Source organism: Novosphingobium sp. P6W (assembly GCF_000876675.2).
Classification (GTDB): Bacteria; Pseudomonadota; Alphaproteobacteria; order Sphingomonadales; family Sphingomonadaceae; genus Novosphingobium.
In genome coordinates this window covers 1893621-1919308 of the sequence record NZ_CP030353.1, presented here as the reverse complement: position 1 = coordinate 1919308, position 25688 = coordinate 1893621, and the positions used below count along the sequence as shown (strand labels likewise).

Annotated in this window: 21 protein-coding genes and 1 pseudogene; 13 read left to right on the top strand and 9 right to left on the bottom strand. The window is 61.5% G+C overall.

The genetic code is table 11. The features are described from left to right. Positions 1 to 43: 43 nt before the first annotated feature. Positions 44 to 2326, bottom strand: coding sequence for a TonB-dependent receptor (locus tag TQ38_RS24370; RefSeq protein ID WP_043970749.1), 2283 nt, complete (start codon positions 2324 to 2326; stop codon positions 44 to 46). Between the two features lie 276 nt (positions 2327 to 2602). On the opposite strand from TQ38_RS24370, the gene TQ38_RS24365 reads away from it, so the two are divergent. From TQ38_RS24365 to TQ38_RS24345, 5 genes are all read left to right on the top strand, one after another. Beyond that, positions 2603 to 3838 carry an aromatic ring-hydroxylating dioxygenase subunit alpha gene (locus TQ38_RS24365; RefSeq protein ID WP_052505510.1) on the top strand — a complete coding sequence of 412 codons (1236 nt, stop codon included), beginning with the start codon at positions 2603 to 2605 and terminating at the stop codon, positions 3836 to 3838. 9 nt (positions 3839 to 3847) lie between these two features. Further along, a complete protein-coding gene (locus TQ38_RS24360) occupies positions 3848 to 4411 on the top strand; it encodes a VOC family protein (protein ID WP_043970260.1) in 564 nt (187 codons plus the stop codon). Positions 4412 to 4842: 431 nt separating this feature from the next. Continuing rightward, a complete protein-coding gene (locus TQ38_RS24355; RefSeq protein WP_052505509.1) occupies positions 4843 to 6171 on the top strand; it encodes an MFS transporter in 1329 nt (442 codons plus the stop codon). Continuing rightward, a complete protein-coding gene (locus tag TQ38_RS24350) occupies positions 6171 to 6992 on the top strand; it encodes an alpha/beta fold hydrolase (RefSeq protein WP_240198085.1) in 822 nt (273 codons plus the stop codon). The genes TQ38_RS24355 and TQ38_RS24350 overlap by 1 nt, the downstream gene beginning before the upstream one ends. 79 nt (positions 6993 to 7071) lie before the next feature. Beyond that, the gene (locus TQ38_RS24345; protein WP_043970255.1) at positions 7072 to 7980 is read left to right on the top strand and encodes a LysR family transcriptional regulator; all 909 of its coding nucleotides are present in this window, start codon (positions 7072 to 7074) and stop codon (positions 7978 to 7980) included. A gap of 9 nt (positions 7981 to 7989) precedes the next feature. On the opposite strand, the gene TQ38_RS24340 is transcribed toward TQ38_RS24345, so the two are convergent. From TQ38_RS24340 to TQ38_RS24320, 5 genes are all read right to left on the bottom strand, one after another. Beyond that, on the bottom strand, positions 7990 to 8931 hold the full coding sequence (locus TQ38_RS24340) for an alpha/beta fold hydrolase (RefSeq protein WP_052505508.1): 942 nt from the start codon (positions 8929 to 8931) through the stop codon (positions 7990 to 7992). A 33-nt stretch (positions 8932 to 8964) separates the two neighbouring features. Continuing rightward, positions 8965 to 10332, bottom strand: coding sequence for an LLM class flavin-dependent oxidoreductase (locus TQ38_RS24335; protein ID WP_043970253.1), 1368 nt, complete (start codon positions 10330 to 10332; stop codon positions 8965 to 8967). Positions 10333 to 10352: 20 nt separating this feature from the next. Then, the gene (locus TQ38_RS24330; RefSeq protein WP_043970250.1) at positions 10353 to 11678 is read right to left on the bottom strand and encodes an MFS transporter; all 1326 of its coding nucleotides are present in this window, start codon (positions 11676 to 11678) and stop codon (positions 10353 to 10355) included. Next, positions 11668 to 12840 (bottom strand): M24 family metallopeptidase, encoded by a 1173-nt coding sequence (locus TQ38_RS24325; protein WP_043970247.1) that lies wholly within the window; start codon positions 12838 to 12840, stop codon positions 11668 to 11670. Before TQ38_RS24325 ends, TQ38_RS24330 begins: the two co-directional genes overlap by 11 nt. A 163-nt stretch (positions 12841 to 13003) precedes the next feature. Further along, positions 13004 to 15481 (bottom strand): TonB-dependent receptor, encoded by a 2478-nt coding sequence (locus TQ38_RS24320; protein WP_043970245.1) that lies wholly within the window; start codon positions 15479 to 15481, stop codon positions 13004 to 13006. Between the two features lie 213 nt (positions 15482 to 15694). On the opposite strand from TQ38_RS24320, the gene TQ38_RS24315 reads away from it, so the two are divergent. From TQ38_RS24315 to TQ38_RS24300, 5 genes and pseudogenes are all read left to right on the top strand, one after another. Next, positions 15695 to 17167: an LLM class flavin-dependent oxidoreductase gene (locus TQ38_RS24315; protein WP_205316144.1), complete on the top strand. Its 1473-nt coding sequence runs from the start codon at positions 15695 to 15697 to the stop codon at positions 17165 to 17167. Between the two features lie 75 nt (positions 17168 to 17242). Further along, positions 17243 to 18466: a Xaa-Pro peptidase family protein gene (locus tag TQ38_RS24310; protein WP_043970242.1), complete on the top strand. Its 1224-nt coding sequence runs from the start codon at positions 17243 to 17245 to the stop codon at positions 18464 to 18466. 93 nt (positions 18467 to 18559) lie between these two features. Next, positions 18560 to 18724: pseudogene (locus tag TQ38_RS31540) on the top strand (NADH:flavin oxidoreductase); the annotation flags it as partial. A gap of 74 nt (positions 18725 to 18798) precedes the next feature. Then, entirely contained in the window at positions 18799 to 19176 is a 378-nt protein-coding gene (locus TQ38_RS31105) for a hypothetical protein (protein WP_240198084.1), read from the top strand. Positions 19177 to 19218: 42 nt separating this feature from the next. Then, on the top strand, positions 19219 to 20046 hold the full coding sequence (locus TQ38_RS24300; protein ID WP_043970239.1) for an enoyl-CoA hydratase/isomerase family protein: 828 nt from the start codon (positions 19219 to 19221) through the stop codon (positions 20044 to 20046). Between the two features lie 68 nt (positions 20047 to 20114). Here TQ38_RS24300 and TQ38_RS24295 read toward each other — a convergent pair whose 3' ends face one another. Next, on the bottom strand, positions 20115 to 21026 hold the full coding sequence (locus tag TQ38_RS24295; protein WP_043970237.1) for a LysR family transcriptional regulator: 912 nt from the start codon (positions 21024 to 21026) through the stop codon (positions 20115 to 20117). Positions 21027 to 21140: 114 nt separating this feature from the next. On the opposite strand from TQ38_RS24295, the gene TQ38_RS24290 reads away from it, so the two are divergent. Beyond that, positions 21141 to 22655, top strand: coding sequence for an acetyl-CoA hydrolase/transferase family protein (locus TQ38_RS24290; RefSeq protein ID WP_043970235.1), 1515 nt, complete (start codon positions 21141 to 21143; stop codon positions 22653 to 22655). A gap of 133 nt (positions 22656 to 22788) precedes the next feature. On the opposite strand, the gene TQ38_RS24285 is transcribed toward TQ38_RS24290, so the two are convergent. After that, a complete protein-coding gene (locus tag TQ38_RS24285; RefSeq protein WP_043970233.1) occupies positions 22789 to 22971 on the bottom strand; it encodes a CsbD family protein in 183 nt (60 codons plus the stop codon). A 182-nt stretch (positions 22972 to 23153) separates the two neighbouring features. Then, positions 23154 to 23531, bottom strand: a complete 378-nt coding sequence (locus TQ38_RS24280) for a response regulator (RefSeq protein ID WP_043970231.1) — start codon at positions 23529 to 23531, stop codon at positions 23154 to 23156. A gap of 211 nt (positions 23532 to 23742) precedes the next feature. On the opposite strand from TQ38_RS24280, the gene TQ38_RS24275 reads away from it, so the two are divergent. After that, on the top strand, positions 23743 to 24597 hold the full coding sequence (locus TQ38_RS24275) for a transglutaminase family protein (protein ID WP_043970229.1): 855 nt from the start codon (positions 23743 to 23745) through the stop codon (positions 24595 to 24597). Positions 24598 to 24647: 50 nt separating this feature from the next. Next, positions 24648 to 25685, top strand: coding sequence for a tetratricopeptide repeat protein (locus TQ38_RS24270; protein ID WP_043970227.1), 1038 nt, complete (start codon positions 24648 to 24650; stop codon positions 25683 to 25685). The last annotated feature ends 3 nt before the right edge of the window (positions 25686 to 25688 follow it).

Sequence of the window (25688 nt, the reverse complement as noted above, 5' to 3'; positions counted from 1 at the left end):
GTGCGCATCCCAAAGGATGGCCCTGCCGCCCTCTTGCGGCCTGTCAGAATTCCACGCCGAACGATGCCCCGAACACGCGCGGTTCACGCGGCACGGCATAGTGGAACAGGTTCGGGTAGGCCGCGACCGCGAACGAGAACGACGGCCCCCGATCATCCAGCACGTTGCGTGCAAAAGCCGTGAGCCGCGCGTTCGTGCCGCTTTCGTTCATCGGGAACGTCGCCGAGATGCTCAGGTCCAGCAGGTTCTGCGGGTCCGATCGCACGCGCGGATCATTGCGCGGCACGGAAAGCGGGGTGACGCTGGGGCCCGCCGCCAGCAACTGCGCATAGATCGCCGGATCGGGAGCGATCTGCTGATCGTAAGCGGCAAGATAGCGATACCCGGCCGAGAGCGTCACGTCGGCCTTGCCCAGCGGTATGGTGTAGTCGCCATTGAGCGAAACCGTCCACTTGGGCGCGAAGATCGGATCGACTCCCGAATAATCGAGCTGCTGAAGATAGGCCGCGCCGCTTGGCGTGGTGATCGGCTGGCCGATGATGAAGCCCTTGAACTTACTGTCGGTATACCCGAGTGCCGCGCGCAGGTGCAGGCGGTCGACGGGCTCGTAGGCAAGGTCCATCTCGACCCCCTTGATCTTGGCGCCCGCCGCGTTGACCACAACCGTCTCGTTACCCTGCGCCGTGTCGGCGGTGATGACGCTGCTTTGCTGGATATCCTTGTAGTCGGTATAGAAACCCGCGACGTTCAGTGTCATTCGGCCACCCAGCCATTTCGTCTTGGCACCCACTTCGAAGCTGTCCACGGATTCGGGATTATAGGGCGTGCTGGCCGAAAATGGCGTACCCGCGCGTCCGCTGAACCCGCCCGAACGATACCCGCGAGACCATGTTCCATACAGCATCACGCCATCGTTCGGCCGCCAGTCCAGCGTCACCTTGGGGGTGAACTTGCTCCACTTCTTGCCGACCGTGTCCTCGATGATGAGCGGGAAGCGATAGCGCTTCTTGTCCTCGGTATAGCGCCCGCCGCCAGACAGGCGGACGGTGTCCAGGACCTGCCAGTTGAAGTCGACGAAGCCGGCATAGCTTTGCGAATGGCCGATGACGTTGATGCCGCCCGCAGGCGCGCCGAACACGAACGTGCTCTGGTTCAGTTCATAATCGCTTTCGAAATAATAGAGGCCCGCAACGTAGTCGAAACCCTTGAACAGATCGCCCGCGAAGCGCAATTCCTGGCTGAACTGGTCGTAGGTCTGGGGCCGGTCCGCCACAAACAGGCCCGCAGTGCCGACATCGAAGATCACATGCTCACGGCTCTTGCGATACGAAGTGATCGATGTGAGTTCGACCGGCCCGGCATCCCATTTCACGTTGAGCGTGGCGGCCTTGGCCTTGTAGAAACCGGGCGCGTCGACGCCCTTGTACACCTTGTAGAGATCGCCGGTCATATTGCCGCCGCAGGCACCCGCCGGCAGGAAACCGCAGAAGACGTCGCCCGGGATCGAGGTGGATGCCATGTAGGATTCGAAGACCTGATCCTGCTTCTCCAGCGTCAGGATCATGTCGAGGGTGTCTGTCGGCTTGAAGCGGATCGCAGCGCCGAAATTCTCGCTATTGGTTTTGCCCAGACGCTTGCCAGTGCTCACGTCCTTCTGGAAACCGTCGCTCTGCTGGTGGAACTCGAACAGCTTGATACCCAGCTTGTCCTCGATCACCGGAATGTTGACCACGCCCCGCAGGCCGATGGTGCCGAAGCTGGACATGGTCGCCTCGAACTTGCCGCCGAACTCCATCGTCGGCCTGGTGCGCTGGATGTTGATGACACCGGCGATGGTGTTACGCCCGAACAGCGTACCCTGCGGCCCTCGCAGGACCTCGATCGAATCGATATCGAAAAAGTCGAGGTACTGGCCCGTGGAAGTGCCTATATAGACATCGTCCACATAGATGCCGACGGCAGGATCAAAGCTCTTTTCCACATCGGCGAAGGCGATGCCCCGGATCGAAATATTTGCCGCGGACGAGCCTGTGGGCTGCTGCGTGATCAGCATGTTGGGCGCCACACCCTGAAGATCGCCGATGTTCAGCGTGCCCTTCGTCTCCAACTGCGCAGGCTGGATCGCGGTGATCGCCACCGGCGTGTCCTGCAGCGCTTCCGCGCGGCGGCGCGCAGTGACCACGATCGTCCCGAAATCCTCCGGCCCGTTGGTCTGCGGAGACGCCCCCGCCGCTTCCTGCGCTGCCGCCGGCACCGCCCAGATCGCTCCCGTCAGCGCCGCCGCACCCAGCCACGCCGCGCGGCGTCCGCACGCAGTTGTACTCATGCCCTTCATCTTCCCTCTCCTCTACCCGTTATGGTCTTGCTTGTTGCGGGTCCGGTCATTGACGGCGGACTCGATAACTTTAACGCAGTTTATTTTTATGTGCGAATGTGCGATGCATGCGCTCGATCAAGACCGGGCTCATCTATTCATTTCGATAGTAGAGTTGAACGCGGATATACGGTTGCATCACTCACCAAGCCGAACATATAAATACAATAATATCATTATGTTATTTTGGATGAAAAACGGGACAGGGTTTCGAGAGAGGAAATGCCGATGTCTGGCAGCATTTATGCCGAGGTCGAGAAAATCATCGAATTCGAGTCTGCACGCGGCGAACCGCGTCCCGATTTTCCACCACTCCCCGAAATTCCCGGAGGCCGTTACACCAGCGCCGAATTCCACGAACTCGAACGCGAACACGTCCTGACGAAAAGCTGGGTCTGTGCCGGTCGCGACGAGGATCTGCGCAATCCGGGCGATTACCGGCTATGGGACCGGCTGGGCGTTCCCCTGCTGCTGGTCCGGGGCCAGGATCAGATCCTGCGTGCTTTCTACAATACCTGCAGGCATCGCGGCGCGCCCGTGGTGCGCTGTGATCGTGGCAACACCAAGCTGCTGCGCTGTCAGTATCACAGCTGGTCCTACGGGCTCGACGGCAGCCTCAAGGGCGTGCCCGACGAACGGGATTTCCCCTGCCTGGACAAGAAGGCGCGCGGACTGATCGAGGCGTCCTGCGATATTTGGGGCGGCTGGGTCTTCGTCAACCTGGACCGTGACGCGATGCCATTGGCTGACTATCTTGGCCCGCTGGTCGCGGAACTCGATTGCGTCGGCATGGAGAACCTGCGGACCGTCCACGTCCAGGAATATTCGATCGCGTGCAACTGGAAGGTGGCGATGGACGCCTTCCTGGAAGTCTACCACATCAACACCATCCACCCGACCAATGCCGGCATCATGCTGGACAGCAAGGCGGCGGCGATGGGCCTGATGGAGGGCGGCCATTCGCGCATGGCGACCCGCAAGAAAATGAACCAGGGGCTCAATTTCGTCGAATTCGAAGGAGCGCCGGACATCCCCTCGATGCCCGATTTCTTCCGCGCCAACAACGTCGCCTACATGGCGTTCCCCAACTTGATTTCTCCAGTCGAGCCAACCGGATTTCCCATCCTGCTGTTCTGGCCGGACGGCGTCGGCCACTGCACGTTGCAGGCCATCTACGTTGCGCCGGATTGGGGGGATGGTGATATCCCGGCATTCTGGGACCGTTTCCTGCCGATCTTCGACGCGGTTCTGGAAGAAGACATGATGAACCTCGCCCCGATCCAGCGCAGTCTCCAGTCCGGCGGCTTCACGGGCATGATGATCAATTACCAAGAACGCCGGATATACTGGTTCCACGAAGAAGTGGACCGCCGCATCGGCGCGCTGCGCGTGCCGGACAAGCTGAAGGTGCAGCAGGTGCTGTCGCCCTTCGTCGAACACACGCTTACCGAAGCGGCCGAATAAGGATCCATCATGAAGCGCGCATTATTTCAGCAGGCCTGGTTCGTCACCAGCATAGACGAAGCCGCCCGCAAGTGGTCCGACGCCTTCGGTGCAGGCCCTTTCTGCATGGTGCGCCATCACCACTGTGACGAATTTACGTATCGCGGCACTGCGCAGGAGGCCGACGTATCCTATGCCTTCGGCTACCTTGGCGACATGATGATCCAGTTCATCGAGCAGCACGACGAAAAGCCGTCAATCTACCGCGACATGTTTGCGCCTGGCGAAGAAGGCTTCCATCACGTCGCCTACCTCGTCAGCGACTTCGCGGCCGAGCGCCGGCGCTGGATCGACATGGGCTACGTACTCGCCACCGAACTTTATGCCGACGAAGTGAACGCAGCCTATTTCGACACCCGTGAACTGAATGGCGGTTTCACCGAAATCCACGGCGATCCTCCACACATCATGGGTCTGTTTGCACACTGGAAACGGCTGCACGACAATCGTGCCAGCGACACCCCACCTGCATACGAAATGGAGGACTTAGCCTTCTATCAGCAGGCATCGCTTCTCGAAAAAGCTACACGCTGAGTTGCGCTGAGAACAGATCATGGATCGGATGGAGCCGCGTGCAAAGGTAATTACGCGGCCAACATCTTGCTAACCGGGCCGGTCCACATATGAGTCAGAGCCAATTCTCAGTGGCAATCAACATATGCACGGCTGAATCAATCGATGAAGCTTGTCGATTGTCAATTCAGGCCTAACGATCAATCGATGCGAGGGCGCTCGGAATCAATCGCATCGGCCATCGCAGGCAGCTGCCCGATCCGCAACTCGACCTCTCTTCAGATAGCGTGCAGCCCCCATTTGCCCTGACCTCCTATGAGGGTGCGGGGGTGATAAACAATTTGTTGGATTCATCGCTTTTGTCACAGGGTGGATAATCACCTTACCAACGATGACCTTCCTGACGGATCGCGTAGGTAGTGGGCCTTCTGGTCCGGAGTGAGCAATAATTGATGATGCAGTCCAAGGAGCCCAAACCGCTTAGGGCAATTGGTCCTGTCGGTGCATGGATTACCGTTGCCACCCTTTTCGCTGCGCAGATCGTGTCCACGGTCGACCGGGGGATGCTGGCGTTGGTTATCGATCCGGTGCGGCAGGACCTTGCGATCAGCGAGATGCAGATCGCTATGTTGCAGGGGTTTGCCTTTTCGATCTTTTACGTCACGGTGGGCTTGCCTCTCGGGGCGTTCGCGGACGTGGTCAATCGGCGGCGACTTCTCATTGCCGGCATCATGGTGTGGAGCGCTGCGACCATTGCGGGAGGGTTCGCGCAAGGGTTCGGGTCGATGTTCGCGTCACGTCTTTTCATCGGGGTAGGTGAAGCGGTGCTCGGCCCTTGCGCAGTGACGATGATCAGCGACCTGTTTCCGCCGCATCGACGTGGCAGGCCGATGGCGCTCTATGTCTTCGGCAGTATGATCGCCTATGGGCTTGGTTCGCTTGTCAGCGGCGTAATTCTGGACATGGCGCCCAAAGGAGCCTTCGCCGCGCTCCCGGTGATCGGTCTGCTTGCACCGTGGCGTATTGCCTTCACGCTGGTCGGCGCCTTCGGTCTGCTCATTGTCGTGCTGTTGTTCCTGCTGCGCGAGCCTGCGCGCCGTGTTGAGCAAGGTTCTGCTGCAGACGCGCAAATCAAGCTTTCCTTTGTTCAGGGGCTTGGGCTCTTGAAAGCGCGAAAGGCGACTTTCCTGCCGCTTTATGGCTCACTGGCGCTATTCGCGATGGGTGGGTCGGTTGCCACCGGCTGGGGCGCCGTGTTCCTGACGCGGGCCTTCGGCTATCAGGTGGGCATCGCCGGACAGGGCCTGGGCACCAGCCAGATCGTCTGGTCAGTCATAGGCGCGGTCGTGGCCGGTATCGTGGTCGACCGTATCGGCGCGCGGTCGGGCGCTGCGGGACGTATGCGGCTGGCCGGTCTGCTTGCCTTGGCGGGCATTCCCTGCAGCCTTCCGATATTGGCCGGAAGCGGTTCCGCGGCGATGGCCATGCTGGGCGAGGTCATGCTGGTCAGCGCCATTTATGGGACGACGATGCTTTCCGTCATTTCCGAGATCGCGCCGACCAAGGTACGGGGATTTGCCGTCGCACTCTATGCGTTTGTGATGACCGTTATTGGCGGCTCGCTTGGCCCGCTGGCGGTGGCATGGCTGACCGAAAACGTTTTTGCTTCGCCGATGGCGGTCGGGCGATCGATGGCGACGGTAGGCGTAAGCGCTTTCGTCGTTGCAGCGCTGCTCGCATTTCGCGCGGCTGCATCCATTTCTTCTGACGAACGGAACTGATGATGCCTAATATCCTGCGCGGCTATACCGCCAGCCGCTTCGGCCAACTTCATTACCGCATCGCCGTGTGTGAGGCACCCGCCCCCCTGCCTCCGCTGTTATGCCTGCACCAGACGCCGAGCAACAGCGGCGACTGGCTTCCGGTGATGGAACCGCTGGCCGCCCGGCGCACGGTTATCGCCGTCGATACACCCGGCTACGGCATGAGCGATGCGCCGCCGGAACCTGCCACCATAGAGGATTTCGCCCAGATCATGGCGAAGTGCATGTCCGACCTCGCTGCGCAGCGCCTGATCGCGGCAGGCCAGTTCGATGTCATGGGCTTTCATACCGGATCGCTTATCGCTACGCAGTTGGCCCGTAGCCTGCCGGACACCGTCCGCCGTGCCGTCGTTTTCGGTCTGGCAGCGTATCCCGCCGAACAGCGCGAGGCCAAGCTGGCCAATCTGCTCGGTGCATTCCCTCCGCCGGGACCTGACTTGCAGCATGTCGAGAAGCTCTGGGCGATCATAGGGCACCTTAGCGACCCACGCATATCCTACGAGGACCGTCACGTTAGCATGGCCGAATGCCTGAGGCTTGGCGCACGGATGCCGTGGGGGTACATTTCGGTCTACCGCTACGACTTCCTTGCGGCCATGGCGCAAGTCTTTCAGCCGGTGCTGGTGATGAACCCCCAGGACGACTTGTGGGCGCCAACCGTCGCGAATGCTCACCGTTTCCCAAACGGAAGGCGCGTGGATATCGAAGGCGTCAGCCACGGGGTCCTCAAACTGGAAACCGCCCGCGTGGTGGCCGAAATCGAAGCGTTCCTGACCTGACCCGGCGCGATAGGCACTTGAGCGGGGGCACGAACGTGACACATTGCGCTTTACCCGTCTTCAAGGAGCAGAAAATCCCGTGAATCTCGTGCAGCTAAAGCGGGTGATCGCGATCTACGAAAGCGGAAGCCTTCGCAAGGCGTCCAAGGCTGTGGGTATCACCCAGCCGGCGCTTACACTGAGCATTCGGCATCTCGAAGAGGAGTTCAACACCAGCCTGTTCGAGCGGGGACCGAACGGGGTACGGCCGACCGAGATGTGTGAAAAGCTGGTCCAGCGGGCCCGGCTCATGTTGATGGAGGAGCAGCGGATCATCAGCGATCTGGTGGAGGCGAACCGCGTGCCAAAGCTGGTGGTGGGCGTCCACCCGATCTTCATGAACGACATGATGAGCCGCTCGATGCGCCAGTTCGTGGACCAAAGCGGCCAGGTCGATATGTGGGTGCGCGAAGGCTACACCACGCAGTTGCTTGACCTGCTTTCGGCGGGGGAACTGGACTTCGCATTTTGCGGCCTGCCCGAAGGTTACGCAAGCGAGACGCTGGATTTCGAACCGCTGTTCAAGCGCGAATATGCCGTTGTCGCCACGCCCGAACACCCGGTTTTCAGCATGACGCAGGCCGAGATCGCGCGTGGAACCGACTTTGTATGGGCCCACGTCAGGGCCTATGAAAAGGTCGATCCGCTCGACAACGACGACGTCGCGAACAACCTGCGGCAGTTTGGATATTCTCGTGAAAACAAATCGGTGAAGGCGTCGTCGGCCGCCTTCGTGAAAGCGATGATCCTGCATTCCGGCATGATCGGCATGGTTGCCTGCGAGGCGGTCGCCGAAGAGTTGGCGAGCGGGACGCTGCGGCGTCTGGCGGGCTCCGAGATTCCGGCGCCCGCCTTCGGTTTCATCACGCTCAAGGACCGCTACGAGACGCGCACCGTACGCCAGCTCAAGGCGACCATCAGGCAATGGTGCGCCCGCAAGCAGGATTGACCGCCTGCTTCACGCTTCGTCGAGGAACGCCTTCAAAACGCGTGCCGTGGCCGGCGGGTTGTCTTGCATCACGAACGCGCCGGAATTCTCCACCACCGCAGTCTTGCCGCGCTTCAGCGCCGCCTCCGCAGAGGAACGGAACTTGGGGTAGGCTTTGTCAAACTGGCCGTAGACCAGCAGCGTGGGCGCAGCGATGCGATTCATGGTGCCGGCGATCTCAGTAATGGCGACACCGCGTTCCGAGGGCTGAATCCACTTGCCGGCGGCCTTGCGGCTGAGGATACCCTCTGCGTTGATCGGGCCCGTGTTGACGATGCCGAAGATCTGAGTCAACAGCTCCGGCGGAGTGGGAACCGGGTCTCCGTTCTTGTCGAACAACGCACCCTGCTTGTCATCCACCGCGGCCTTGATCTCCGCTAGCGAACGGCGATGCCCAAGCGCGCAGGACACCAGCGCCAGCTTGTTGATCCGTTCCGGCCAGAAAGCGGCGAGCGGTACGGCAAGGCAGCCGCCCAGCGAAGTGCCGATCAAATCCACTTTGTCGAACCCCAGTTCATCAAAGGCGCCAACCAGCAGCGCCGCCGTCTCACCCAGGGACTGGATGTAGGGCGCTGCGCCGTCCCAATGCGAACCGCCGTGGCCGGGCAGATCGAAGGCGTAGACCTGACGGCCTTGCGCCAACAGGGGCGCCACGAAGCGCCAGTCCGAGAGCCAGCCGCCCAATTTGTGCAGGAGCACCACCGGCGGCTTGCCCGCTGCCGGCTCCCCGATCACGGCATAGTGCAGCACGCCGCCCGCACGGCGCAAGTCGCACTGACGCGTCCATGGCCCTTTCGGCGGCATGGGTGCGGTGTTTGCCTTAGCGCCTGATGTCGGGGCCGCGATAGCGGGAAGAGCGCTGATCGCGCCTGCAAGTCCGATGGCGCTGGCGATGTCACGACGGCTGAACATGGTGCTTTTCCTTGTCTCGATTGGCCTGAGCGATCAGGCCCACATGCGGGGTTCGCACCCAAGCGCGGGATTGGTCACGAATGCATTTTCCGGGCGCGGTAGGCCAAGGTTCTCGCGCAGGGTATCCCCTTCGTATTCGTTGCGGAACAGCCCTCGCTTTTGAAGGATGGGGATGACCTGGTCGACGAAGTCTTCCAGGACACCGGGCTGGTAGTTTGGCGAAAGCGATAGGCCATCTGCGCCCCCAGCGCGGAACCAGCTTTCGCACAGGTCCGCGACCTGTTCAGGCGTGCCGGTGTAAGAAAAGCTCGCACGTGAGACGACGACGCGGCGGGCGAGCAGGCCGATGGGGAGGTCTTCCGCGCGAGCCATTCGCATGATCGATTGCTGCACCCACTTGCCGCCGTTGGTTTCCGGGAGGTCCGGCAGCCTGTCGTTGACCGAGAGGTGCGAAAGGTCGACGCCGAGTTGGAGGCTGAGCGTCCGGAGGGCAAGCGCTTCGGGCACGAGGTCGAGCAATTCCTGGTCGGCGCGGCGGGCTTCCGCCTCGCTGGCCCGGACCATCAGCTGGACGGAAGGGATGATCTTCACATGGTCGGGATTACGGCCGAACGCGGCGGCGCGGGCGCGCATGTCGTCGCGAAATTCCTTCGCTACCTCCAGCGAGTTGGCGGCCGTGAAGATCATGTCGGCGGTGCGGGCGGCAAGCGCGCGACCCGGCCCCGATCCGCCCGCCTGAACGATGATCGGATGACCCTGTGGTGGCCGCGCCACGTTGAGCGGCCCCGCGACGGTGAAGTGCTCGCCCCGGTGGTCGAGTTCGTGAACCTTGGCGGGATCGAAATAGCGCGCCGCTTCGCGATCGCGCAGGATCGCGCCATCTTCCCAGCTGTCCCACAAGTTCTTGCAGACATCGACGAACTCTTCGGCGCGGGCATAACGTGCATCGTGGTCCATGTTGAGGTCGCGCCCGAAGTTACGCGCCTCTCCGTCGCTGGCCGAGGTGACGACGTTCCAGCCCGCGCGGCCCTTTGAAATATGGTCCAGCGAGGCAAAACGGCGGGCGATCGCATAAGGCTCGTTATACGTGGTGGAAGCCGTGGCGATCAGGCCGATGTGTTTGGTCACCACCGCCAGCGCGGCTAGCAGTGTCGTCGGCTCCAGCTTGCCGGCATAGTCTGTCGCGGCGAAGGCGTCCTTGCCCGAGATATGCGGGAAGCCTTGGGAATCGCCCGAGAAATAGCAGTGCATCTTGCCGCGTTCGGCGGTCTGGGCAAGGTGCGCGAAATGCGCGAAGTCGTGCTGGTCGGCAGCGGGCGCGCCGGGCCAGCGCCAGCCGCCGGGATGTGCGCCGCTATTGTGGATGAAGGTGGCAAGGATCATCTGGTTGGCGGCGGGCATGGCAATGGCTCCGGAAGAAATCACAGGTGGCTAGCGGCGATGACGCGGGCGAGTTCACTGTCTGCCCTGGCGGCGCCGTAGGCACGCGCAGCAGCCGCAAAACAAGCCGCCGCCAGCACGAGGCAGGGCAAGACGACGCAGACGAAGGAATCCGCAATGCGCGAAGGATCGCCCAGTACCTTCTCCGAGACGAAAGCGATGGCGAAAGGCCCGCCCGCGCCTGCCGGCAAAGCGGCGACGACGCTGAGAAAGGCATAGGAAAACCCGCGCATGTCGTTGGGGACGATTTCCTGCACAGTTGCGTTCATGGCGACGTTGAGCATTGGTGTGGTCAGGCTGATCGTGGCCAGTGCGGCGATGGCAAGGCCAACTCCCGGCGCATAGCCAGCGAAGGCGGTGGGCAGCGCGATCAGCGGCAGTATGGCCATCAGGCCGATCCGTCCGGATTTGCGGCTGTCGGCAGCGAAACCGCCGAGAACGTAGCCCGATATGCCGGCCATCAGCATGCCCAGGCCCAGCAGGTTGGCGATCTGGGGAAGGGTGAGGCCATAAGTGCGCATCAGCAGCGGCGCAGTCCATGATGTGACACCCACGAACGCCAGGTAATAGAGGCAGAAACCTCCGAATAGCGGGATAACCAACCGGCGCTGGCGCATCAGGTAGGCCAGCTTATCGCCGACCCGCGCAGGTGTTTTGCGCTGGGGCGAAAGCCCTCGGCGCGCCGGCTCCCGAATGGTGAGGAAGGCCAACCCGACGATCGGACCGACGACGCCGCACATCAGGAAAGCGCTTCGCCACGGGATGACGAGGCCGTAGCCAGGCAAGGTGATGTGCAGGTTCGCTGCCAGGATCGCTCCGGGGATCACCGATGACAATGCCGTCCCGATGGTCGCACCGATCAGGTACGCACTGAGCGCACGGCCACGCCGGTCCGGTGGGAACATGTCGGCGATCAACGACATCGCCGCAGGCGCTACCGCCGCTTCGCCGAGGCCGACCAGAGCGCGGAACAAGAAAAATGTCGCGAAGTTGGGTGCAAGGCCGCCAAGCGCAGTCGACAGGCTCCATACGATGATGGCGCCGCCCAGCACGCGCTTTCGCACATGCCGGTCGACCAGCGAGCCGAGCCACAGGCCGCACACACCGCTAAGCAGCGAGTAGGCGAGACCCATGAGCAAGCCCATCTGGATATCGTCGATGCCAAGGTCGCCCTTGATGGGCTCTGCCAGAACGCCGACGATTGCCTTGTCTATGCTATAGAAGATGGCGGCGAGAAACAGCAGCAGCATGGGCCAGAGCGTCTGGCGCACGGGCGGAAATGGGACGGCGGCGGGCTCAGTCGACACGGACTGTACGCCCGTCGATGCAGGCCATCAGGCGGCCGTCGGCATCGTTGAGGATTTCGACAGTGTCGCCGTCAAGATAGATGATGTCCTCGAAGTGAAACTTGCCGATTTCTGTCCCGATCCAGGGAAGATCGCAGCTTAGAACCATGCGGTCGACCAGCTCGAAGGTGTGCATGCCCCCGCCGGGATGGGGATGGTCGGTATGTTCAAGCCCGACCGAGTGCAGCCCGCAGGCGCGGAAATCTGGGTTGCCGTGCGCCTGGATCGAGGCCACGACGGCCTTCTCCACGTCGGTCGAGAGTGCGCCTGCGCGAAAATGCGAAAGCGATGCGTGCCAGCCCAGCCGAGTGGCATTGTAGCGTTTCAGCTGTTCCGGCGAAGGTTCGCCGATCACGGCGGTGCGGCCGATGTCGCTGGTGTAGTGCGCGAACTCGGCGGTGGCGTCGAACGTCACCATGTCGCCCTGCTGCAGTTTCGCATTCTTGGTCAGGCGGCCGAAACCGGGACGGTAGGGGGTGATCAACAGAAATACCGGACGTCCGCCAGCCAGAGCAGAGGCGGACCAGAACACCCGTTCGGCCTCGGCGCAGGTGGCACCGGCGGCCAGCGCTTCGGCGGAGAGCTGGAGCGACAGTTCGGTTTTGCGCGCGGCCGCGCGCATGTTAGCCATCTCGGCCGGGGTCTTGACCATGCGAATGTCGCGCAGGAGATCGCGGGCGGGAACCACGTCTATCGTACCGCCCAGCAAGGCGCTGACGTCGAGGCCAAGGCCCCGGTCTTCGAAGGCCACGCGCGACCTGTCGAGGCCAAGTTCGCGCAAGTACTGGGCGACCGCTTCCTGATGGTTCTGCGGCAGGCCCTCTGCGGTGAGCACCCCTTGTACGCCGCCGGCCCCGATGCCGGGCTTGCGGGCATAGCCGCGCACCGCCATCCACGTTCCCTGGCCCTGTTGTGGCTGGCCCATGTCGACCTCGACGGTCAGCACCGCCGCGTCAAGCGCATGGTTGCGCGGCAGGATAGCCATCGCAAGGTCGCCGAAGCCCCAACTGGCGTCGGTCGCCCAACTGGACAAGTAATAGGTGTTGATCGGTGTCGAGGCGACGACGACGGCGATATCCTCGCGGTCCATCAGGGCGTCGGCGCGGTCTCGGTTGAGGAGCATGGTGTGTTGTCCGAATAGGGGCATCAGGCGGCAGGAGGAAAACAGCGGCCGCGTACGACGCCGCTAAGCAGCGCGCCTGTGGTATCGCCTTCACATAAGGCGCGGGTCTTTAAAGATTGCGCGCGGCGAAAGACGCGTGTCCTGCACCGCGCGCTAATGCTCATCAGAACTTCACGGTCGACCGCACGCCGAACGTGCGCAAGTCCCGCAAGGCCACCGCAACGCCGGAGAACGGCGAGAGGTAGGAGTTGGTGCGCTCCAGCAAGGTGAAGTCGGTTGCTGCCGGATAAGCCTTGTTGTTGAACAGGTTGGTCACGAAGCCTTCGAAGGTGAAGCGGTCGTTGCCAAAGCCTGCGCGCAAATTCACTTGCGTCATGTCGGGCGTCTTCGTCAGGTTGGAGGCATTGGTGTAAACCCCCGACTTGTAGGTAAAGTCGGCGCGGCCGAAGACTTCCACGTCACCGCGCAGTGGCACCGTGTAGTTCGCAGAAACCGAACCTGAGTAGCGTGAGGCCAGCGGATTGTGATTACCGGTAAAGTCGGTGATGCCGGTTAGGGCAGTCACCGTCGGCGCGCTGAGCTTGCGGATGTCGCTTTCGTTGTAGGAACCATTGGCTGAAAGCGTCAGGCGCTCGGTGGCGGCGAAGGAGAAGTCGCCTTCCAGGCCATACATCTTGACCTTGCCCGTATTGAGCTGGGCCTGGATGTTATAGACCACGCTGGTTGCCGGATCGACCAGGGTGATGACGTTCGCATTGAGCTGGTCGTTCCAGATGCCGTAGTAGGCGGCTACGGCGTAGCGCAGGCGATTGTCGAATGCGCGGCCCTTTGCGCCGACCTCGAAGTTGTCGAGCTTTTCTGGCTCCACCGCGATGCGCAGACCTGCATCGGCGGCCAAAACCTGCGCTGCCGGGCTGAGATTCGAAAGGAAAACCGTGTTGAAGGCCGCAGGGTTTACGCCCTTCGAATAGGATGCGTAGACCATCGTGTCTGGCGTGATCTGGTAATTCACGATCACGCGCGGAGTGAAGTTCTTGTAGGTCTGCTGTGCGAGAACCGAACCTTCCTCGTAGAAGCCGGGCGTTGCAAAAGCGGCCGAGGCGATCGTTTGGCCACCCGGGCGGGCATAGGCGTACATCTTGTCGATCTGGTAGCGACCGTCGACGTTGATGCTGATGTCAGGCGTGATCTTGTAGCCCAGACCGAAGAAGGCGCCGAAAGTGCGATTGCGGGTCTTGCCCGAAACGACGCTGAACTGGCTGGTACCCAGTGCGCCGTTGTTGCCGCCGCCGCCACCCTGGAAAGTCGCGTTCAGGTAGCTGCCGCCCAAGGTCGCGGTGAACGGTCCGCCATCGTCATAGCTGGCGCGCAGTTCCTGCGAGAAGTCCTTGCTGATCGCCTCGACGAGGTAGGGATAATCGAAGTAGGTCGGCGCTCCGGGTGCGGTGCCAACGGCGTTGCTGGAGTTCGGAGCCGTCGTGTTGTAGTAGAGGTCGAGATCCGACAACTGGCTGCGGCGCTCGTTGTTATAACCTGTGAGCGAAGACAGTGTCACGCCGCTGCCAACTTCCCAATCGACATTGAAGTGCAGGTGGTAGAACCGGCTCCGCAGGCCGTAGCCCTGTACGCCGTCCTCCGGATCGACAAGGCGTCCCCGCGGATTAGCAAGGAAGTCCTGGATGAAGGGAGTGTTGACCGTGTTCATCGACGGCGCTCCGGCGGGCAGGCCGGGCAAGGTTCCGCAGAAATAGCGGTTCTTTCCGAACGCGCAGTTTGAAGAATCCGGAACGATTACCGCGCCATTGGAAGGGTTCGTAACGGCATGCGCCGCGAGCAGCCCGGTAGCGTTCGGACCATCGTTGTTCTTCGAAATCATCGCGAAGGCCTTAGCCTTCAGGTTCGAAGCGGGCGTGAACGTCATTGCCAGCGTTGCGGCGCGGGTGCGCTGATCGCCCAAGGTCTGCCCGGGGACGCCCTGGTTCTTCCAGGAGCCGCTCTTGGCGGTCTCCTGCACGGTAGCGCGGAAGCCGACGAGGCCTTCGATCAGCGGTGCGCCGATGGACGCCTGAACATCGCGGTTGTCACGCGTGCCTATCATGCCCGAGAAACTGGCTTCGAGCCGGTCCGGGGTAGTCTTGGTCACGACGTTGACGGCACCGGCAAAGGTCTGCCGGCCGAAATAGGCGCTTTGCGGACCTTTGAGAACTTCGATACGTTCCGGGTCGGAAATCGTCTGAATCGCGGTTGCGGTGGAAACGGGGACGCCGTCGATGAACATCGATGCGGTCTGCACCGATGCGCTCGACGGGGTGAAGCCGCGGATGATTACCTGTTGGAACGAACGATCGTTGCGGCCTGACGAACTCGATACGATCTTCATGCTTGGCGTAAAGGAGGCAAGGTCGGTGATCGACTGTACACCGCGCTTCTGCATATCCTGGCCGGACAGCGCAGTAACCGAGATCGGCGTCTTGAGAATGTCTTCGCCCCGCTTGCGGGCGGTGACCACGATATCACCCGGTGCGCCGGCGACTGCACTAGTATTCTGCTCCTGCGCATTCGCCGCCGAAGACAGTCCAGTTATCGCGAATGATGCACAAGACATTAGAAGGGCGCCGCGACGCGCCGAAATGTTGGTCATTACTGCTTCCCCATTTCGATCCCTGACCATTAATTTGGTCTGAGTGTTGAGATCGTTCTTCCTGCGATAATTTGTTTTTTATTTTTTTGGAAATTTCGATATTGCGACGTGGACCGTCATCAATCTGCCGTTCGATGGGTGCACCGTATCATCGGTTTTCTTCGCTTCGGAAATCAGAAGCCCTTATCACCCCCAACAATTCCTGATTGGCGTATGCCGCGCAGCCGTGCTGCTTGGGAAGACTGTACGGGTGGCAGCCAGATAGCGCTGCCTGGCACCCCCAACCATGTTGACCAAATACGATCATTTTTAGGCGAGGCGCGACACGACGTCATGAAATTGCTTGCTTTTCTCATGCAGACGGGCGGTCACATCGCAGGCTGGCGCCATGCGCGTGCCGCCGACAATGCCCTGTGCGATGCCGATTATTTTCAGGCTCTTGGCCGTACCGCGGAGAAAGGCCTGTTTGATGGCGTCTTTCTGGCCGACTATGTCGGTTACCACCCGGTCAAGGGCGAGGCGGTGTTCGCCGGTCTGGAAAGTCCTAAACTCGACCCGTTGGTAGTGTTGGCAACGATTGCTGCTGCAACCCGCAACATTGGCCTGATCGGCACTGCTTCGACCACCTACAGCCATCCGTATGACGTCGCACGCCGTTTCGCGTCGCTCGACCATGTCAGCGGCGGGCGCGCAGGCTGGAACATCGTCACCTCGACAATGGAGAACGAGGCACACAATTACGGCTTCGAGGCTCATCTGGCCCATGCCGACCGTTATGCCCGCGCAGATGAATTCGTGGCGGTTGCGCGCAAGCTCTGGGATAGCTGGCAGGACGGTGCCGTCGTTGCCGACAAGATGAGCGGCGCCTATACCGATCCGGCCCGCATCAGCGCGGTGGATCATCAAGGCGAGCACTTTCGCGTTGCCGGACCACTTACGGTCCCGCGCACGCCCCAAGGGCATCCCGTGCTTGTGCAGGCAGGCGCATCAGCCACCGGGCAGCAGTTCGCTGCAGCCAATGCGGAAGTCATCTTCACTTCACACCCGACGATCTTCACGGCCCAGGCCTTTCGCGCAGATATGCATGCCCAACTGGCGCAATTCTCGCGCAGTCCTGAAAGTCTCAAGATCATGCCGGCGGTGACTCCGGTGATTGGACGTACCCGTGCCGAGGCGGAGGATCTGAAGCGCGAACTGGACGACCTGATTCCCGCGCGTATCGCGATCTCGAAGCTGGAGGGCCTGCTAGGCAATGTGGACTTGTCCGGGGCCGATCCCGATGGGCCTCTGCTCGAGTTGCCTGCCGAAGCGCTGGCGGGCCAAAACTCGACCCGCGACCGCGTTCTCGAGCTTTCGGAGCGGGAAATGCTGTCGATTGCGGAATTGGCGCGCCGTGTCGCCGCCGGGCGCACTGGGCACACGATCGTCGGAACGGCCGAAGATATCGCTGACACTCTCATCGAATGGGAGAACGGCGGCGCAGCGGACGGGTTCGTGATTTCCGCTCCGTTTCTGCCGGGCGGTCTGGAGGATTTCGTCGATATGGTCGTGCCCATTTTGCAGGAACGGGGACATTTTCGGCGCGAGTATGAAGGGACTACGCTGCGCGAGAACCTGGGGCTAGCCGTTCCGCCCAATGGTTTCGATGCTGATCCCGCGTCGCGCCGGCGCCCAGAAATCTGGTGAGCCCGGCTCGTTACAAATACGGGCCTCGACAGGAAGCGCCGTCAATTCTCAACTGCACAGAATACGGATTTTTTCATGAACACGCTTGCTCCCCTGATGAACCGCAGCGAGGCAGAGCAGGTACTCAGTGCCTGCGGCGTGTCCGCGCTGATTCTGTCAGACCCCGTGAACATTTATCATGCGACTGGTTTCTGGCCGCAGATGGTAACCATGGGGCAGTCTGGCACAGTATTTGCCGTGGTTCCGGCAGCGATCGGCGAGCCGGTCGTCCTCATCACCAGCCAGTTTATTCATTATCTTCATGATGTGGATGACGTGCCTCGCGAAGATCCCGTTCGCATCCTGCTCTACACTGCGCCTGACGGACTTGAGGGCGCCGCGCCGCCAATCTTCCTAAATGAAGCTTTCGGCGGCAGGCCCGATCCGATGGATGCTGTAAGCCGCACGTCGACGTTACGTGTTCTTTCTCGCCGACCGGCCTATCCGACCGCTGCTTCCGCGCTGAAAGCTGCTGCGGCCCCCTTTGCCGGTAGCATTGCCGTCGACACGCTGAATGCAGCAGCCGCGCTCGACCTCGATGGGCAATTACGGCCTGCCGAGCCGCTGCTGCGCCAGATCAGGATGATCAAGTCATCGGCCGAGATCGCCCTGATGCGCCGCGCCGCATCCAGCAACGCCGATGCGGCGAAAGAGGCAATTCTTTCGATGCGAGCGGGTAAGTCTTACGAGGACCTGCGCCTCGCATTCTTCGAGGCGACCGGCCGCCGGGGAGGTATCCCGCTTTTTATGTCGACCGACAGCATGGCCATGCGCCGGAGGGACGGCATCCTGCACGAAGGGCGCAGTTTCCAGATCGATGCAGTCAGCAGTTACGCCGGATATTACGGTGACTTCGGGCGGACGGTCTTCGTCGGCGAGCCGGACCCTATGATCATCCGCATGGTCGAGGCGGCAACATGCGCCAACGATGCGATATCGCGCGCGCTTCGTCCTGGACTGCGCTACTCGGATGTACGCCATATCGGCCATGAAGCCGTCAAACAGGCGGGCTATGACGTAGCAATCGCCTGCGGCACGCATAGCGTCGGATTATACCATACGGACGAGGCGTTCCAGGCGGGAAGCCTGAACTTCGCAAAGGACGACCATGTCATACGCAAGGATATGGTCGTCAGCGTGGATTGCCCCGTGCTCCACCTCGATGCCGGCGGAAACGTCCATTTGGAGGATCTATGGTTGATTACGGAGGACGGCTGCGAACCGCTTAACGAAAGAGGTGAGGCCTTCTTTCAGATATAACAACGCTTTTCCAAATCTCGTGCCCAACGGTGACGTAATCAGCCCCAGTACTTGTTCCATCGAAGAGAGCCATTCGTACCGGGCGGCGCACCCGTGCGGACGCTCACCGCCGATGAAATCCGCAGCATCATCGCCGTCTTCGGAGAAGCAGCGAGCGCGCGATTCAAGGCTGGATTCGAAGGTGTGGAGTTGCACGGAGCCCACGGTTTCCTGATCCAAAAATACGTTTCCCCGAAGGTGAACCGGCAGACCGACGAATGGGAAGGCAGGCTTGATCACAGCATGCGGTTCCCGCTTGCGGTCGTCGCCGAAGCGCATCGAGTAGAGGCAGGTTGCGTGACGCCAGGTCCATTCTCGAAGTCATCCTGCTTCCACAGCTGCATCTCGACGGCGGGACGAACCGCTCCTACGGCACGTTCCTGTCACAATACCTGCTTCACGGCGACTGGGACGAGTTCGGCCAGTTTGGCGGCGAAGCGCCTCCCCAGCTCAATCGTGCCCTCGAACTGCTGCGCGAGCGGGTCGACTATCTCCCCGCGGCCGTCGCCCAGCGGCGGCTCGTCAATGTCAGCCTGATGTTTCTAAACCTGCTGGTCCGACATGTGCGGATGGAAGCACACGAATTTCCGGAAACGTTCGATCACGCTCTGGAAGACACCATGGAGCAGATCGTGATGGCCATGTGCCTGCCGCTTCGGTTGCGGCTCTAAACAGGGTTTTGACCCTCAATTAACAAGAAAACAGGAGCGGGGATGACGGACGGCAACATAGATGGGATTCGCCTCGAGCAAGGCAAGGCGATCGACTGGATCGTGCTGGACAGGCCCGAGGCCGCTAATGCCTTCTCGCGAGACATGCTCGCCCAGTTCGGCGTGGTGCTGCAGCGCCTCAAAGCGGAAGGCGCGCCGGTCGTCGGTATCCGGGGCGCAGGCAAAGGGTTCGGCGCGGGCATGGACCTTGGCCAGTACAACGCCGATGCCAGCCCCATGCAGGATGTGACGCGCTTGGCGGGCTACGTCGAGCTTTGGCGCGAAATCTGGCGCCATCCCAAGCCAGTGATCGTGGCCGTACATGGCTACTGCATCGGCGTCGCCGCACAGATGGCCGGATTTGCGGACATCCTCGTCGTCGCCGAGGACGCTGCCATCACCGAGCCGACGATACCCATCGGCGGCGGTTTCGTGGCTCCGACGTGGGTACATCAGGTAGGGGGCAGACGGGCCAAGGAATTCGCCTTCCTGCCTGGCAACAGCATCGACGGAAAGACCGCAGTGGAGTGGGGTTGGGCAAACGCGGCGGTTCCGGCCGAGAACCTGATCGCGTGCGTCGAAGAACTGGCGGCTCGCATCGCCCTGGTTCCTCCGGGCGTACTGGCCGGAAAGAAACGCTCGATCAATCGGGCCATGGAAGCTGCGGGCTGGGATCAGGGCCTGTCCGCCATCGCCGAGAGCGACGCTATTCTTCACCTCGAGCCGGAAGTGCAGGAGATCCGCAAAATGTTGGCGACGAAAGGCCTCAAGGAAACCGTCGCGGTGTTCCGGGGAGCATCATCGCAGGATATTTTCCGCTCGCATTCCTGACCAATTCACGAATTCCAGTTCGATGCCCGGCATTTTCTCGGGGGAACTGACCTTCGAGGAGAGGACTTTCATGTCCCATGTCGCCTGCCCGTCGTAATGCGTGTGTATGTCCGGTCTCCGGGGAAACTTTCGACCAGGAAATCCATCGCCACGCGGGCGCGCATCGGCATGCGCATGCCGCGAAATCCATGGGCGACCATGATGGCGAGCGGCGCGATGCGAGCCTCTGGCAACACCTGCACGGCCGTGCCGCGCGCAAGGTCCTCCTCCACCTGGATACGCGGCAGCAGGCCGATGCCCAACCCTCCGCGTGTCGCTCGCAGCACCGCCTCGCTGGTACTGGCGCGCAGGAACCCGTTCACCCGCATCTCTCGCCCCTCGATCGGCCACGGCTCGGCGCGGGCCGCATAGCCATAGGTGAGGCACTGGTGCATCATCAGGTCCTCGGCGCTGGACGGCTCGCCATGGGCCTCAAGATAGGCCGGCGCGGCGACGAGAATACGCGGAAGTTCCCCCAACATCACCGCCCCCGGGATCTGGCTCGCCCCAACTGTAAGCCACAGGTCCAGCCCGCCATCGTCGGCCACGTCGCGCCAGTCGGCGAACAGCAGTTCCACCATGAGATCGGGGTGCCCTTCTCGCAGGCGCTCCAGACGTTGCGCATAATGCAGGCCCAGCGCCGTAGTCACGCCGATCCGCACAAGGCCCCGCGCTGCCACCGCGCCGGCCAGATCCGCCTCCGCCTGCCCGACCTGATCGAGGATCGCGGCGGCATGTTCGGCCAATCGTTCGCCGTCGCCGGTCAGCGTCAGCCGGCGAGTGGAGCGCTGAAACAGGCGGACGCCGAAATGTGCCTCCAGATCGTCAATTGCGCGCGCTATCGTGGTATGACTGAGGTTCTGCCGGCGCGCGAGGGAGGAGAAATTGCCCTCCTCGCTCAGGCGCACGAAAAGTCGCAGGGATCGGATCAGGTCGCTCATTTGAACGCATATAGCACAAGTGATGCACTCATTTGAGCTATTGCCTTCATTCCTGCACGGTTCGAATGAAGCGCTGCGGCCCCGAGAAGGCCAGAGTACTGAGAGGGACTCCCCATGACGAACCGTATCGCCCGTGCCGACCTGCGCCAGAAGGTCATGTCCGCAGCCGACGCCGCCGCGTTGATCCACAACGGGCAGACCGTGGGGATGAGCGGGTTCACCGGCTCCGGCTACCCGAAGGCCGTACCGATGGCGCTCGCCGCACGGATCGAAGCTGAACACGCCGCCGGCCGCCCTATGCGCGTAAAGGTCTGGACGGGCGCCTCGACCGGCCCTGAACTCGACGGCGCGCTGGCCAAGGCGGACGGCATCGAACTGCGCCTGCCCTACAATTCCGACCCCATCGCCCGCGAGAGGATCAACAAGGGCGAGATGGACTATCTCGACATGCACCTGTCGCAGGTGGCGCCGATGGCATGGCAGGGGTTCCTTGGGCCGCTGGACGTGGCGGTGGTGGAAGTGACCGCAATCCGGCCTGATGGCTCGCTGGTTCCTTCATCGTCGGTTGGCAACAACAAGACCTGGCTCGACCGCGCCGACGCGATCATTCTCGAGGTTAACTCGTGGCAGAACCCGGCGCTGGAGGGAATGCACGACATCTATTACGGCACCGCCCTGCCGCCCCGCCGCGTGCCGATCCCGCTGGTCCGCCCCGACGACCGCATCGGCCAGGCCACCCTGCAGTGCGACCCCGCCAAGATTATAGCCATCGTCGAAACCGACGCCCCCGACCGCAACCTGCCTTTCACCGCGCCGGATGCCAGCGCGCTGGCGATTGCCGGGAACATCATCGAGTTCCTCAGCCACGAAGTCGCCAAGGGGCGCCTTCCCGCAGACCTGCTGCCGCTTCAATCGGGCGTCGGCAACATCGCCAATGCCGTGCTGACCGGCCTCATCGACGGGCCTTTCAACAACCTCACCGCCTATACCGAGGTGATCCAGGACGGCATGCTCGACCTGATCGACGCGGGCAAGCTGCGCATGGCCTCCGCCACCGCGTTCTCGCTTAGCCCCGAGGCGGCAGAGCGCATCAATGCCGAGATGGCACGCTATGCCAGCCGCATGATCCTGCGCCCGCAGGAGATCAGCAACCACCCCGAACTGATCCGCCGTCTGGGCTGCATCGCCATGAACGGCCTGATCGAGGCGGACATATACGGCAACGTCAACTCCACCTGCGTGATGGGATCGCGCATCCAGAACGGCATCGGTGGCTCCGGCGACTTCGCGCGCAATGCCTACGTCTCGATCTTCATGACCCCGTCCATCGCCAAGGGCGGCGCGATCTCGGCCATCGTTCCGCAGGCAGCCCACGTCGATCACATCATGCAGGACGTAGCGGTACTGGTGACCGAACGGGGCCTTGCCGACATGCGCGGCCTGCCCCCACGCAAGCGCGCCGCGCTGGTGATCGAGAACTGCGCCCACCCGATGTACCGCGATGCGCTGCGCGATTACTACGACCGCGCCTATCACGGCTCCTACGGCCGCCACGCCCCATCGCTGCCGGGAGAGGCGCTGTCATGGCATCAGCGCTTCATCGATACCGGCACTATGCTCCCGGCGTGACGAAGGCCTGGGCTTCCGGTGTTATTCGACACTAGGGGGCCAGACAATTGACGCGAAAAAGCCGCCTGGGGATACCAGGCGGTTCCGTTATAAGTCCGGGCTGTCACCTATGACCGCCCGGACATGAGTTGGATCAGATTTTGTCGCCGAAAGCGCCCTTGACGCTTCCCTTGACGTCCTGCGCGGTGCCCTTGAGCTTCTGCGCGGCGCCTTCGGCCTGCAACTTTTCGTTGTCGGTCGCCTTGCCGACGGTTTCCTTCACGCTACCGGCAATTTTGTTGCCAGCGGCATCGAGCTTGTCAGTCAGTTCACCCATCTGAGTCTCCTTTGGCGTCCCGATGCGACCATCGTATCGGCTTGCTTCATACAAGCGTTAAGCGCGCCGCTGCACGAACGGTTCCCATCGGCGATGCCAAGAAATTCAGGCCGATCATACGCCGAGCGGCTTACCTTGACCTGGCCATACCCCACGGCGAATCCGTTCATGCCCTGCACTTATCAACGCTCGATCAAGGCTTTACGAATCTGCTCAATGACGGTTTCCAGCTTGTAGGGCTTTGCGACGAAACGTCCGCCATCTGGAACTTCATCGTCTGACAGCCTGCAATGGCCAGAGGTGATCAATAGCTTTATCTCGGGCCAACGTGCGTGAACGAACTCCGCAAGTTCCAGGCCATCCATTTTCCCCGGCATGCGGATGTCGGTGAATAGCACTTTGACGTCGGCGCCGTTTTTGAGAATTTCCAGTGCCTCGTCCGCATTTTTCGCTTCCAGAACGCGAAAACCGGAATCTTCCAGCATGTCCACGCCGATCATTCGGATGAAGACCTCGTCCTCCACAATGAGGACTGTCGTCTCGACGGAATTATCGGCCATGCATATTTCCCAGATTTCGTCTCCCCTAAGCGGCTCATGGAATGCTTTGGTTCCTCATTCCTTGGAAGAAAGCATCGCCACCGGGTAAATGCACGTTAGCCGGCCTGGGTGCTTGTCAAATTCGCTACCAGACCGAGCGCAGATCTGCGCACATGCTGATGAAAGATCCTTCGGTAGTCTTTTAGAAAAATAGCATAGTCGGAACACTGAAATGCGCCTGACGATCAACCACCGTACGACCTATCAATATGCCCGCCGCATCATTCTACAGGCGCACCGGCTTGTCGTCACGCCGCGCGACAGCGGCGACCTGACCACCCTGGAGCGCTCCCTTCACTGTGAGCCGGAAGCGGACATATCGTGGACGCTGGATGTCCATGGCAACCTGATAGCAACCGCGACCTTCACCCAACCTTCGGACAAACTTACCATCATCAGCCACGCGGTGGTGGACCACAGGGCGCCCGAGTGGCCGATTTTCGCGATCGACCCAGCGGCACACATGTACCCGTTCACCTATACACTGGACGATCTCATCGACCTTGGCGCACTGGCACAGCCGGATTGGCTCACCCCCGGCGGCGATACGGTCAGCGATTGGGCGCGCCGGTTCGTGATGGGGACGCAGACCGACACGCTTTCACTGCTCAAGGACATCAATTCGGGGGTTCTCGGCGACGTTCGCTATCGCATCCGCGACGAAGAAGGCACTCAGTCTCCAGCCGAAACCCTTGCTCTTGGAAGCGGGTCCTGCCGTGATATCGCAACATTGTTCATCGAATCGGTACGGCATCTCGGGTTCGGGGCACGAGCGGTTTCCGGCTATCTTCTCGATATCGGCCCGGCAGATGGCAACGCCGGTTCCACCCATGCCTGGGCCGAAATCTATCTTCCCGGTGCCGGCTGGATTGCCTTCGATCCGACCCATCGGCGTATTGGCAGCGGACAACTCGTGCCTGTCGCATTTGCCCGTTTCAACCGGCAGATCATGCCCGTCTCGGGCGCCTATCTGGGAGCTGCCGAGGATTTCGTATCGATGGACGTTGCCGTGCGGATGAGCGAGTAGGCAGATAAGAGCGATCTCGCCCTGCATGCTGGCGCAGCGGCAAATTGGAAATGGCCGCCCGGGAACTCCAGGCAATGCATGAAGGGGAAATCGCCGTGCTTTACTCAAGACACAAAGCGCTTGTGCCTTCAAGCAAGTGGATGCGCACATGGTGCCGCTGGGGCTGCGGCCTGATAGCGACGCTGATTGCAGTGTCGTCACCGGCCGCCGATAGGGTACTCGAAACAGTTTCCGACGACGAAGCCGAAATAACGCAGCTCGAACACTCTTGCGATTCCGGTGTCATCGGCTCCTGCGCGGAACTGGGCGGACGGTTCGCAAACGGCAACGGGGTCTCACAGAACCCAGCAAAGGCCGCCACTTTTTTCGACAAGGCATGTGACGGCGGTGAAGCTGACAGCTGCACATTGCTTGGGATTGCGTACCATGAAGGACAGGGCATTGTTCCCGCTCCCGAACGCGCTGCTGCTGCATTTGCCCGCGCTTGCGAGTTGGGAGGCGCCAGCGCCTGCGGCAATTTCGGGCTGGCGTTGGTGAAGGGAGAGGGTGTCGCAAAAGACGTCGGGCGCGCCTTTGGCTATTTCACCCTCGCCTGCAAAGCGGACAATGCGGCGAGTTGCTCCAGCTTGGGCGCCGCCTATTCAATGGGCATCGGCGTGCGCGCCAATGCTCGCAAGGCGAGGCGCCTGTTCAAAAAGTCCTGTGATGGGGGCGATGCCGGCGGATGTTACAACCTGGGTGTGGTGTACGATCAGGGCCTGGGCGTCAGCAAGGACCCGAAGCGGGCTGCGGCACTCTATGTTGGCGCATGTGATGAGGATGACGGCGCAGCATGTGGGAACCTGGGAACGCTGGTTCAAAATGGCAACGGCATTGCCAGGGACGTGGAACGTGCTGCCGAACTTTTCGGAAAGTCCTGTGAACTGGGCGATGCTGACGGATGCCTCAACCTTGGCCTTGCGTATAATGCGGGTGTGGGTGTCGGGCGCGATCGGGACCGGGCCAGGTCATATCTCGAACGAGCGATAGCGATCGAACCGGACAAGGCAGATGCGCGCCGCGCGCTGAACGACATGATGCCGGATTAACGC

Excerpts from the sequence above, each read along its gene's own strand:
- TQ38_RS24320 (WP_043970245.1), bottom strand. The coding sequence starts at position 15,481 with ATGACCAACATTTCGGCGCGTCGCGGCGCCCTTCTAATGTCTTGTGCA.
- TQ38_RS24275 (WP_043970229.1), top strand. The coding sequence starts at position 23,743 with ATGCGCCTGACGATCAACCACCGTACGACCTATCAATATGCCCGCCGC.
- TQ38_RS24325 (WP_043970247.1), bottom strand. The coding sequence starts at position 12,840 with ATGCTCCTCAACCGAGACCGCGCCGACGCCCTGATGGACCGCGAGGAT.
- TQ38_RS24295 (WP_043970237.1), bottom strand. The coding sequence starts at position 21,026 with ATGAGCGACCTGATCCGATCCCTGCGACTTTTCGTGCGCCTGAGCGAG.
- TQ38_RS24310 (WP_043970242.1), top strand. The coding sequence starts at position 17,243 with ATGAACACGCTTGCTCCCCTGATGAACCGCAGCGAGGCAGAGCAGGTA.
- TQ38_RS24335 (WP_043970253.1), bottom strand. The coding sequence starts at position 10,332 with ATGCCCGCCGCCAACCAGATGATCCTTGCCACCTTCATCCACAATAGC.
- TQ38_RS24290 (WP_043970235.1), top strand. The coding sequence starts at position 21,141 with ATGACGAACCGTATCGCCCGTGCCGACCTGCGCCAGAAGGTCATGTCC.
- TQ38_RS24270 (WP_043970227.1), top strand. The coding sequence starts at position 24,648 with ATGGCCGCCCGGGAACTCCAGGCAATGCATGAAGGGGAAATCGCCGTG.
- TQ38_RS24340 (WP_052505508.1), bottom strand. The coding sequence starts at position 8,931 with ATGTTCAGCCGTCGTGACATCGCCAGCGCCATCGGACTTGCAGGCGCG.
- TQ38_RS24280 (WP_043970231.1), bottom strand. The coding sequence starts at position 23,531 with ATGGCCGATAATTCCGTCGAGACGACAGTCCTCATTGTGGAGGACGAG.
- TQ38_RS24360 (WP_043970260.1), top strand. The coding sequence starts at position 3,848 with ATGAAGCGCGCATTATTTCAGCAGGCCTGGTTCGTCACCAGCATAGAC.
- TQ38_RS24370 (WP_043970749.1), bottom strand. The coding sequence starts at position 2,326 with ATGAGTACAACTGCGTGCGGACGCCGCGCGGCGTGGCTGGGTGCGGCG.
- TQ38_RS24285 (WP_043970233.1), bottom strand. The coding sequence starts at position 22,971 with ATGGGTGAACTGACTGACAAGCTCGATGCCGCTGGCAACAAAATTGCC.
- TQ38_RS24350 (WP_240198085.1), top strand. The coding sequence starts at position 6,171 with ATGATGCCTAATATCCTGCGCGGCTATACCGCCAGCCGCTTCGGCCAA.
- TQ38_RS24315 (WP_205316144.1), top strand. The coding sequence starts at position 15,695 with ATGCCGCGCAGCCGTGCTGCTTGGGAAGACTGTACGGGTGGCAGCCAG.
- TQ38_RS24365 (WP_052505510.1), top strand. The coding sequence starts at position 2,603 with ATGTCTGGCAGCATTTATGCCGAGGTCGAGAAAATCATCGAATTCGAG.
- TQ38_RS24300 (WP_043970239.1), top strand. The coding sequence starts at position 19,219 with ATGACGGACGGCAACATAGATGGGATTCGCCTCGAGCAAGGCAAGGCG.
- TQ38_RS24355 (WP_052505509.1), top strand. The coding sequence starts at position 4,843 with ATGATGCAGTCCAAGGAGCCCAAACCGCTTAGGGCAATTGGTCCTGTC.